Origin of the sequence: Kitasatospora sp. NPDC059571, assembly GCF_042735675.1 — a bacterium.
Classification (GTDB): domain Bacteria; phylum Actinomycetota; class Actinomycetes; order Streptomycetales; family Streptomycetaceae; genus Kitasatospora.
In genome coordinates, this window is record NZ_JBHWBW010000381.1 from 1 (window position 1) to 7,735 (window position 7,735).

Here is a 7,735-nt window from a genome sequence, read left to right on the forward strand (position 1 = left end):
GGTCGGGCCCGCGGGGCGGGCCCCCCCCCCCGCGGCCCGCCCGCCCCCCGCGACAGGCCGTGCCGGTGCGTCAGACCCGGACGATCGCCGTGATCGGCATCATCGTCGCCGAGGCGTACTTCACCACGGTGCCGGTGTGCGGGGCGTGGATGACCTGGCCGCCGCCGACGTAGATCGCGATGTGGCCGCCGCCCTCGTAGACGACCAGGTCGCCGGGGCGGGCGTTGGCGACGTTGGTGCCGATGCTGGTGCCCGCGTGCCACTGCTCGGCGGCGGTGCGCGGCAGCGAGACGCCCGCCTGGCGGAAGGCCCACTGCACCAGGCCGGAGCAGTCGAAGGTGCTCGGGCCCGCGGCGCCGTACACGTAGGTGGCGCCGAGCTTGCCCTCCGCGTAGGCCAGTGCCTGGGCGGCGTACGAGCCGGACGGGGTGGTGTTGCCGAGCGAGGGGCGCGGGGTGTCGCGGGAGGCCCGGCCGGCGGCGGCCGTGGCCGCGGCGTCGGCCTTGGCCTGGGCGGCGGCGAGCTCGTCGCGCTCCTTCTGGGTCAGCGAGTCCAGCAGGGCCGTCGCCTGGGCCAGCTTGGCCTGGACCGACTCCTTCTGGGTCTTCAGGTCGTGGGTGACCGAGTCCAGCTGGGCGAGCTTCTGCTGGGCCTCGGCCTTCTGCCCGTCGAGCTTGGCCTGCTCGGCCTTGAAGCTCTTCAGGGTGTCGGCCTGGGTGGCGCTCATCTGGCTGGCCGACCCGGCGCGGGTCAGGAAGCTGTCGGGGTCGCTGGAGAGCATCAGCTGGACGGTGGAGGAGATGCCGCCGTCCCGGTACTGCTGGGCCGCGACCTCGGCCAGCCGGCTCTGCACGGTGCTGACCTGCGCCTGCTGGCGGGCGACCGAGTCCTGCAGCTGGGTGACCTGCTGCTGGAGCTGCTGCTGCTTCTCCACGGACGCGTTGTACTGCTCGGTCGCGGTCTCGGCCTGCGCGTTGAGCTGGTCGACCTGGGTCTTGACCTGCTCCTTGGTCGGCGCCGGGTCGGCGTGCGCCGCCCCTGCCTGGGTGGAGATGGCCACAGCGGTGGCGGCGGCGGCCGTCAGGATGGAGGCACGGGTACGGCCGACCGGCTTGGGACGACGATGGGACGCCACGAAGGCGGACTCCTTCTTCCTCACACCGCCTACCGGGTGAGCTGACGGGTTCGGGCCGGAAGCATGCCCTACGACGTCTCACCGTCCGCCCGTTCGGTGCGCGGTCTCCCGCCCACCGGCCGGCGCGGCCGGCCTGACGCCGATTCACCCCGAGGGAACGTGGTTCCCCGGCTCCGTTCGACAGCACCCCCGGCAGGGGCCTCCCCGTAGGCAGTCGGACTGCCCAGCTGTGTCGCGGACTCGGCGGCGGCCCCCGCCGCCGCCCGGGTTGGGCGATCGACTGCGCGGTGGCCAGTGGCACGACCCTAGTAACCGATCCGTGATCCGTTCAAATCGTTGTCAGAAAAATCTCGGGGCAATGTTCGGATTCGTCCGTGCCTGCGACCGCCTGTGAGCGGATCTCTACACTCGGCTGACGGATTTTCATCATACGAGCACAAAACAGAACGCCCGAACGTGTCGCAGATCACAGAAGGATCTCGACGCGTTCGGGCGTGTCACACGGCGTCAGGTCGCCGCACCCGGAAGAGATGTCCGCTTTGCCCCGAAGTGTCAGACTCGGCGGATGGTCTTGATCGGCAGCGTGTCGGCCGCCATCGTCCGGACCGGGGCGCCGGAGTGCGGGGCGTGCACCACCATGCCGTTGCCGATGTACATACCGACGTGGTGCGCGTCCGAGTAGTAGATGATCAGGTCGCCCGGCTGGGCGTTGGCGATGTTGGTGCCGACGTTGACGCCGACGGTCGCCTGCTCCTGGGAGGTGCGCGGCAGCGAGACGCCGGCCTGCGCGTACGCCCACAGCATCAGGCCGGAGCAGTCGAACGTGCTGGGGCCGGTGGCGCCCCACTCGTACATGTAGCCCTGCTTGCTCAGGGCCGCGCGCACCGCGACCCCGGCGTAGCCGGAGGCCGGCGGCAGGTCGTTCACGCTGACGACCCGGTCGCCGCCGCGGGAGGCCCGGTCGTTGCCGAGCACCTGGGCCCGCTGGCTGGCCGTCAGCGAGTTCAGCAGGCGCTGGGCGTCGGCGAGCTTCTTCTGGACGTCGGCCTTGGTGTCGCTCAGGGTCTGGTTGGTCTGCTCCAGCTCGGCGAGGATGGCCGCGGCCTCCTGCTTCTGCTGGTCGAGCTGGCGCTGCTGGTTGCGCAGCGACTTCAGGGTGTCGGCCTGGGTGTCCGTGGCCTGCTGGTTGCTGGACGCCTTGTCGAGGTAGCCGTCCGGGTTCGAGGAGAGCATCAGCGCCACGGTGGGGTCGATCCCGCCGGTGCGGTACTCGTCCGCGGCCACCGCGGAGAGGCCGGCCGCGACCTCGGTCAGGTGCGCCTGGGTCCGGGCGATCTGGTCCTGGAGGTCGGCCGCCTGCTTCTTGAGCTGCTCGCCGCGCTCCTTGGCGCCGTTGTACTTCTCGGCGGCCTGCTCCTGCTCCTGCTGGAGCTGGTCCACCTGGACCTTGACCTCGTCCACCGACGGCTTGGCGGGCGCCGCGTGGGCGCTCGCCTGGGCGGACAGGGCGACCGCGGTCGCTGCGGCAGCGGTGAGCACGGACACCCGTGCGCGGCTCGGCTGCTTGGGACGGCGGTGGGAGGCCAAGGGTCTAGCTCCTTCTTCCTGCTGGACTCACCCGAACGAGTGGAAGTCCGGAAAATAGGTTTGACGCCAGACCCTAGTGAACATCCGCCTCCTGCGCCACTCCCGGTGACCGTCGACTTGAGGCCCCGACGGGGAATTCACGACCTCGACACATCCCGGCCGCCCGGGCCGACCCCACGTCAGGGACGGGCGAGCCGGTTCAGCAGCAGGACGGAGGCGACCGGGCGCGCCCCGGCCTTCTTCACACCGTCCGCGACCTCGCGGTCCGTGGAGACCACCACCACCGGCCGGCCCTGAGGCTCGGCCCGCACCAGGCGCCGGATCAGCTCGTCCGCGGTCTCCCCGGTGCGGCTGAAGCGCACCCGGACCCCGCGCGGCGGCGCCATGATCACCGGGACGTCCAGGTCCTGGCCGTCGAACACGCACGTCACCTCGGCCTGGGTGCGCTGCGCCAGCATGGCCAGACCGCCCAGCAGCCGCAGCCGCTGCTGCTCCAGCGGCAGCGTCGGGTAGCCGGTCTTGGTCACGTTGTAGCCGTCCACCACCAAGTGCACCTGAGGGATCGCCAGCAACTGGTCGAGCAGTGCCGGGTCGTCCTCCGCCAGACCGCGCCGGGCCACGTCGTGCGGCGAGGCCGAGGACGGCTCCACCGCGTCCACCAGGTCGGCCGGACGCAGCTGCGCCACCGGCAGCGCAAGCTCCCGCTGCAGGCCCTGGGCGGACTGCAGCACGGTGTCCAGCAGCAGCCGCAGCCGCATGTCCTCGACGCTGCGGCCCTCCCGGGCCGAGCGGCGCCCGGACTCCAGCGCCGTCTCCAGCTCGGCGATCCGGTGCCGCAGCCGGCGGGACTCGCCGTCGGCGGCGCTGCGCTCGGCCGCCGCGGCGGCCCGGGCGGCGTCCAGCTCGGCCTGTACCTTGCGGACCTCGGCCTGCGAGCGCCGGGTGTCGCTCTCCAGGCCGCGCAGCCGCTTGCGCAGCGACTCGGCCTCCTTGCGCAGCGACTCCGCGTCGGCCCGCTGGCGGTCGAGGTCGGCCCTGGCCGCGGCCCGCACCTCCACCAGCTCGGCCTGGAGCTTCTCCACCACCCGGGCGGCCTCGGCCGCCGCGCCCTCCGCGTCGGCGCGCTCGACCTCCTCGCCGGCGTCGGCGACCAGCCGGCTCCAGCCCGGCGGGCGCAGCAGGTAGGCGGCCGCGGCCACGTCCAGCGGATCGGCGGCGGCCGGGGCGGCGCCGCTCTCCAGCGCCCTCACCAGGTCGGGCTGGCCGAGCCGCAGGCGGTCGGCTATCCGCACCCGGAAGACCGGCTCCGCGTCCAGGGCGGCGGCCAGCGCGGTCGCCGCGTACTTGGCGCGGCGCGCGGGGGTGAACTTCGCATAGGGGCGCAGCCCCGACGGGAGGTCGGCGAGCGGAAGGGCGCCGAGCGCGTCGGCGGCGATCCCGACCACCCGGCGGCGGACGCCCTCGGGCAGCGGGCGGTCCAGGTGCTCGGCCTCGACTGCCTGGCCGGCCCCGGGCGCGTCCGGCAGCCCCGGGTCCGCGGCGGGCTGCTGCCCCTGCGGCTCGGACGGCTCCGTCGCTGCGTCCACCACGTCCTCGGCTCCGATCCTGCTCCCGGGCCCGCACGGCCTGCTGCCGCCGCCCTCCGATGCACCTCTGTGCAATTGTCCCGTCTACCGTGCCCCGCGGGGCACCGCGCCACACACCCCGGGCGGGCCGGGGTGCGGGCGGGCCCCGCCGGTCAGGCCTCCGGCTGCCCGGCCTCGGCCGACTCCTCGGCCGGCTCCTCGGCGCCGGGACGGGCGACCAGCTCGACCTGGTCCACCGCGTTGCACCAGCGGCAGCGCACCGACTCCAGGGTCTCGCTGAGGACCTCGGTCTCCTCCACCTTGGACTCGCCGCTCAGGTCGAAGTGCAGGTACTCCACCACCCGGGCCGTGCGCGTCACGTCGAAACGGGTCAGGTTGCCGCACAGGGTGCAGCGCCAGCGGGTCTCGGCAGTGGGGGCGGCGACGGTCATCGGAGGTCCTCTCGGCTGATCCCTGGTCGGGTGACCAGCCTATTGCGTGGGGCGGTGCCGGTGGGCACCGGTCTCGGAGCGTGGTCCGGTCACCCGCTTGCAGCACGGCCCGGTGTCACCCGGGCGGGGCGGAGGAATGCTCGCTGTCATGGCCGTTCCCACCCCCGTGCCCGCTCCCGTCCCCCTTCCCGAGCTCGACGGGCCCGCGCCGGCCGCACCGCCCCGGGCCACCGCGGCGCCGCTGGTCACCTACCTGCTGATCGCGGTCAGCGCCCTGGTGCTGCTGACCGGGCCGAGCTTCGGCCTCAACCCGCACTGGGGCACGGGCCAGGATCGGGTCTGCGCGGAGCAGCGGTTCGAGCAGCGCTGGGGCGCGGTGCCGGTCGAGCTGCTGGCGCACCGGCCGCTGGACGCCCTGCAACTGGCCGCGGTCCCGCCCGCGGCGGGCTGCACGCTGACGCCGTCGCCGGGGAAGGTCCCGGTGCTGTCGGTGCTCACCTCGCTGTTCGTCCACGCCGGCTGGCTGCACCTGCTCGGCAACATGCTCTTCCTCTATGTCTTCGGCCCGGCCGTGGAGCAGCGGCTCGGCCGGCTCCGCTTCCTCCTCTTCTATGTGGGCATCGGCTACCTGGCCACCTACGGCTACGCGCTGACCCAGGCCGACACCGCGGCGTCGGTGCGGGCACTGGTCGGGGCCTCCGGGGCGATCGCCGGGGTGCTCGGCGGCTACCTGCGGCTGTACCCGCGGGCCCGGGTGACGACGCTGGTGCCGGTGCTGCTGTTCCTGCCGCTGCGCTTCCCGGCCTGGCTGGTGCTGGGGCTGTGGTTCCTCCTGCAGTGGTGGTCGGTGGGCTCGGCGGTGCCGGGGGTGGCATACGTGGCGCACGTGATCGGCTTCACCGCGGGGTGGCTGGCGGTCTGGGCGGCGGGGCTGCGACCGCGGCGGCGGACGGGCCGTACGGCGGCGGATACGCTGGCCCCATCCCCACACACAGGAGCCGAAGAGTGATCACCGCGATCGTCCTCATCAAGACCAGCGTCGACAGGATCCCCGAGATCGCCGAGGCGATCGCCGCGATCGAGGGCGTCAGCGAGGTCTACTCGGTGACCGGCAGCTACGACCTGGTGGCGATGGTCCGGGTGCGCCGGCACGAGGACCTCGCCGAGGTGATCCCCGGCCGGGTGAACAAGGTCCCCGGGGTGGCGCACACCGAGACCCAGATCGCCTTCCGCACCTACTCGCAGCACGACCTGGAGGCGGCGTTCGCGCTGGGCCTGGACGAGTAGGCCGCCGGGCGGCCGGTGCTCAGGCCGCCCGCTCGCCGGTGTCGGCGACGCAGCGGCCGCCCTCGCTGCGGTAGGTCCAGCGGGCGCCGTCGGTGACCAGGGTGCGGACGGCGGCGAGGAAGCGCTCCACGTGCTCCTCGGGGGTGCCGGCGCCGAAGCTGACCCGGATCGCGTTCAGGCTGCGCTCGCCCGGCAGCGACGGCTCGGGGGCGCCGCACTCGGACGGCGCGGCCTCCTCGCCGCCGAGCAGGGTGCGCACCAGCGGGTGGGCGCAGAACAGGCCGTCGCGCACGCCGATGCCGTACTCGGCGGAGAGCGCCGCGGAGAAGTGCGAGCTGTTCCAGCCGCGGACGACGAAGGACAGCACGCCGACCCGGGCCGAGCCCTCGCCGAACAGGTTGAGCACCTTGACCTCGGGGATCGCGGCCAGCCCGGCGGTGAGCCGCTCGACCAGGGCCCGCTCGCGGGCCTCCAGGACGTCGAAGCCGGCCTCGGTGAGCGCGCGGCAGGCAGAGGCGATGGCGTAGGCGCCGATCACGTTCGGCGAGCCGGCCTCGTGCCGGGCGGGGCCGGTGTGCCACTCGACGGCGACCGATCCGTCGGCCTCCCGGGCGACGGTGCGGCTGGCGCCGCCGCCGGCCAGGTAGGGCTCGGCGGCGTCCAGCCAGTCGCTGCGGCCGGCCAGCACGCCGGCGCCGAACGGCGCGTACAGCTTGTGCCCGGAGAAGGCGACCCAGTCGACGTCCAGCTCGCGCACCGAGAGCCGGTGGTGCGGGGCGAGCTGGGCGGCGTCCAGCACCACCCGGGCGCCGTGCCGGTGCGCGGTGGCGGTGAGCTCGGCGATCGGCCACAGCTCGCCGGTGACGTTGGACGCGCCGGTGACGCAGAGCAGGCGCGGGCCCGGGGCGGAGTCGGCGGCAAGGGCGGCGTCGAGGGCGGCGACGGCCTCGGCGTGCGAGCGCGGGGCGCGCAGGTACTCGACCGTCAGGCCGGCGTGCCGCCAGGGCAGCAGCGAGGCGTGGTGCTCGGTCTCGAAGGCGTACACCCGGGTGCCCACGGGCAGCGCCCCGGCCAGCAGGTTCAGCGAGTCGGTGGTGGCGCGGGTGAACACCACCTGGTCGCCCTCGCGCAGGTCGAGGAAGTCGGCGACGGTGCGGCGGCTCTGCTCGAAGAGGTCGGTGGAGAGCTGGGAGAGGTAGCCGGCGCCGCGGTGCACGCTGCCGTAGTAGGGGGCATAGGCGGCGACGTCGTCCCAGACGCGCTGGAGGGCGGGGGCGCTGGCCGCGTAGTCGAGCGCGGCGTAGCCGACCTTCTCGCCGGTGGCGAGCGGCACCCGGACGTCGTGGCCGAGGACGGCGAGCGGGGCGCAGAGGGCGGTGGCGGTGGTCGACATGGGAACGCACTCCTTCACGGGGTGAGGACCCCGGAGGTGTGGCGATGCACCGGTGGTCCGCGCTTGCCGCGCAGACGGATCGCCGCACGGCCCGGTCCTCACCCAGGGCACCCCGCCACGGACGGAGGGTTGCCGGACAGCAAGCTGGGGCTTGGCGCTGTCACTCATGACCTGGCGAAGAAGCTACGCGGCGATCCGACGGCCGGTCAAGCCGGCGTCCGCCATCCGGACCGCCCCGAACGGCGCGCGGGCAGGCACGGAACGCGGAACGCGAGACGCAGGATGCACGGCGCCCGGGGTGCGGGCCTGGCGGGCC

The 7,735-nt window shown here is 74.0% G+C and carries 7 protein-coding genes and 2 riboswitches; of the genes, 2 read left to right on the forward strand and 5 right to left on the reverse strand.

The annotated features are described in order from the left end of the window. Nucleotides 1–70: 70 nt before the first annotated feature. The 4 genes from ACFV0G_RS30245 to ACFV0G_RS30260 all read right to left on the reverse strand — a co-directional run bounded on the left by ACFV0G_RS30245 (nt 71) and on the right by ACFV0G_RS30260 (nt 4,739). A complete protein-coding gene (locus ACFV0G_RS30245; RefSeq protein WP_380554936.1) occupies nt 71–1,135 on the reverse strand; it encodes an NlpC/P60 family protein in 1,065 nt (354 codons plus the stop codon). Between the two features lie 10 nt (nt 1,136–1,145). Beyond that, a riboswitch (cyclic di-AMP (ydaO/yuaA leader) is annotated at nt 1,146–1,328 on the reverse strand. Nucleotides 1,329–1,687: 359 nt separating this feature from the next. Further along, nucleotides 1,688–2,722 carry a C40 family peptidase gene (locus ACFV0G_RS30250; RefSeq protein ID WP_380554938.1) on the reverse strand — a complete coding sequence of 345 codons (1,035 nt, stop codon included), beginning with the start codon at nt 2,720–2,722 and terminating at the stop codon, nt 1,688–1,690. A 179-nt stretch (nt 2,723–2,901) separates the two neighbouring features. Further along, nucleotides 2,902–4,308, reverse strand: a complete 1,407-nt coding sequence (locus tag ACFV0G_RS30255) for an NYN domain-containing protein (RefSeq protein ID WP_380554940.1) — start codon at nt 4,306–4,308, stop codon at nt 2,902–2,904. A 152-nt stretch (nt 4,309–4,460) separates the two neighbouring features. After that, nucleotides 4,461–4,739, reverse strand: a complete 279-nt coding sequence (locus tag ACFV0G_RS30260) for a hypothetical protein (protein ID WP_380554942.1) — start codon at nt 4,737–4,739, stop codon at nt 4,461–4,463. Between the two features lie 148 nt (nt 4,740–4,887). On the opposite strand from ACFV0G_RS30260, the gene ACFV0G_RS30265 reads away from it, so the two are divergent. Further along, nucleotides 4,888–5,748, forward strand: coding sequence for a rhomboid family intramembrane serine protease (locus ACFV0G_RS30265; RefSeq protein WP_380554944.1), 861 nt, complete (start codon nt 4,888–4,890; stop codon nt 5,746–5,748). After that, nucleotides 5,745–6,026, forward strand: coding sequence for an Lrp/AsnC ligand binding domain-containing protein (locus ACFV0G_RS30270; protein ID WP_380554946.1), 282 nt, complete (start codon nt 5,745–5,747; stop codon nt 6,024–6,026). Before ACFV0G_RS30265 ends, ACFV0G_RS30270 begins: the two co-directional genes overlap by 4 nt. Nucleotides 6,027–6,045: 19 nt before the next feature. Here ACFV0G_RS30270 and ACFV0G_RS30275 read toward each other — a convergent pair whose 3' ends face one another. Next, nucleotides 6,046–7,419, reverse strand: coding sequence for an aminotransferase class V-fold PLP-dependent enzyme (locus ACFV0G_RS30275; RefSeq protein WP_380554948.1), 1,374 nt, complete (start codon nt 7,417–7,419; stop codon nt 6,046–6,048). Between the two features lie 54 nt (nt 7,420–7,473). After that, a riboswitch (SAM riboswitch) is annotated at nt 7,474–7,591 on the reverse strand. Between the last annotated feature and the right edge of the window lie 144 nt (nt 7,592–7,735).

Excerpts from the sequence above, each read along its gene's own strand:
- ACFV0G_RS30260 (WP_380554942.1), bottom strand. The coding sequence starts at position 4,739 with ATGACCGTCGCCGCCCCCACTGCCGAGACCCGCTGGCGCTGCACCCTG.
- ACFV0G_RS30265 (WP_380554944.1), top strand. The coding sequence starts at position 4,888 with ATGGCCGTTCCCACCCCCGTGCCCGCTCCCGTCCCCCTTCCCGAGCTC.
- ACFV0G_RS30275 (WP_380554948.1), bottom strand. The coding sequence starts at position 7,419 with ATGTCGACCACCGCCACCGCCCTCTGCGCCCCGCTCGCCGTCCTCGGC.